Raw genomic sequence first — 1,741 nt, forward strand, 5'->3', positions numbered from 1 at the left:
CCGGAGAGGAATCGGTCCCCTGCGGAGCAGGGCAGGAACAGGCGATTCGCCGCCAGGCGAAACGCCGTTGAAACGGTCAGTGCGGCACACTGGTTTCTCCTTGCAGGTGGTAGGCGTAGCCGTCGCCGCGTTGCAGCAGGCGCACGTGCCGGTAGTGAATGCCCTGGACGGCACCAAGGGCGGTGGTGATGGTGAACTTGCCGGACGTGCGGACCGCGGTCCTGCCGGTGTGGACCCCGGCGTTCTTCCCGGACGGCACGCTCGCGCGGACCAAATCACCGGTGGCGAACCCGTGCACTTGCTTGATGCGCGGAAGCCGTAGCCGGGGGAAGCCGAAACGGTTGGTGCGGGTCCGGCAGTGGCTGCCGCGACCGGCCGCACCCGCCACCAGCACCCGGCTCGGCCAGCAGGTCACCGTCTCCAGCCCGCCGACGTGCAGGGCGTCCAGGGTGTGGGACTTGGCGGCACCGGTCCGCGACCGGTTCCACTTGGTCCGCCCGCCGGAAGCAGCGTGCACGGGCAGACCGGTCGCCGTCAGTGCCCGCCACAGCGCCCACCGGGTCGCGTTCACCGCCGCCGCGTCCCGCAGCGGCGCCTTGGCCTGAGCCAGCACCCGGGCCAGTACCGTCGGGCGTCCGGCCAGGAACTCCTCCACCGAGCGTGCGCCCTTGCGCTGGTTGCAGCCGACGCACGCCACGCACAGGTTCGAGACCCGGTCCGAGCCGCCCCTGCAGCGAGGGTGGATGTGGTCGATGTTCAACGGCACACCGCTCTTGCCGCAGTAGGCACACGCCCGGCCCCACTTCTCCAGCAGGTACTCGCGCACCTCGTACCCGCACAAGGTGCCCTGCTGATACTCCGCCCCTTCCAGCGGGCGACCGGCCGACAGGGCGTGGGTGTCGAACGCTACCCGCTCCACGTGCACCGCCCGCAGCGGCGCCCACCGGGCCAGCCGCGTTATCCACGAGAGTGTGGTGTTCACCCGGTGCTTGAGGGACGGGGCGAGCCAGCCGTCCGGCCGCCGCTGGTTGAGGAACCGCGGGGTGCGATAGCGGAGGTTCGCCGAACGGCGCCGCCTGCGGTAGGCGGCCCGCTGTTCCACCTTCTTGTGGATGATCGTGCCGCGGTGGTCGAGTTGGATGCTGTACCGGCCGCGCCGCTGCCCGGCCTGAGTGGTGAACACGGCGATGCCGGTGTGCTTGCTGCCGGGGTCGGTCCCGGCCTCAACCCCGTCCACCTGGGAGTCGGCGACCGTGCGGTCCTTGAGCCGGATGACGAACGGGGTGTGCCGAGCCACGACAGCCCGCCCGGACGCCAGCAGCCTCCTGGCCCTGGCAGGCGTGCACGGCTGCAGCGGGCGCCCGTGCTTGTCGAGCACGAACACGAACGGGTGCACCTCACGGTGCCTCTCCCCGGCCCCGAGGGGTTCGGGGGTGACGCTCCCACCCCCAGGTGAAGCGGCGGGAATCTCTCCTCGACCATGTCCCGCGCCGGGTACCCGTTCCCGGGTGCCGGTGAGCCGTTTCGTCCCTGCTCCGGGGTTGTCTGCTCCCACCGGTTCGAGAGCCTGGCGCTGGAGAAGCACGCCAGGGTCGGTCTGCTGTCCTACGCGCAACGTAGCCATCAAGGTCACCTCCTCTGTTGGGTGATGGCTGGGTCTGGTCACTCCGGCCCGCCCCGCTCAGCGGGGCAAGCCCCGGCCTTCAGGCCAGGGAGCGGGTGACGTGGTCGCTCCTTCAGG

At 70.9% G+C, this 1,741-nt stretch carries 1 protein-coding gene; it reads right to left on the minus strand.

The window, feature by feature from the left end; genetic code table 11:
• Positions 1-76: 76 nt before the first annotated feature.
• Positions 77-1,396, minus strand: coding sequence for an RNA-guided endonuclease IscB (gene iscB / locus ABN273_RS59120; RefSeq protein ID WP_349458580.1), 1,320 nt, complete (start codon positions 1,394-1,396; stop codon positions 77-79).
• Positions 1,397-1,741: the final 345 nt, after the last annotated feature.

The sequence above is a fragment of the Nonomuraea sp. B19D2 genome (genome assembly GCF_040137845.1).
In the GTDB taxonomy this organism is placed as follows: domain Bacteria; phylum Actinomycetota; class Actinomycetes; order Streptosporangiales; family Streptosporangiaceae; genus Nonomuraea.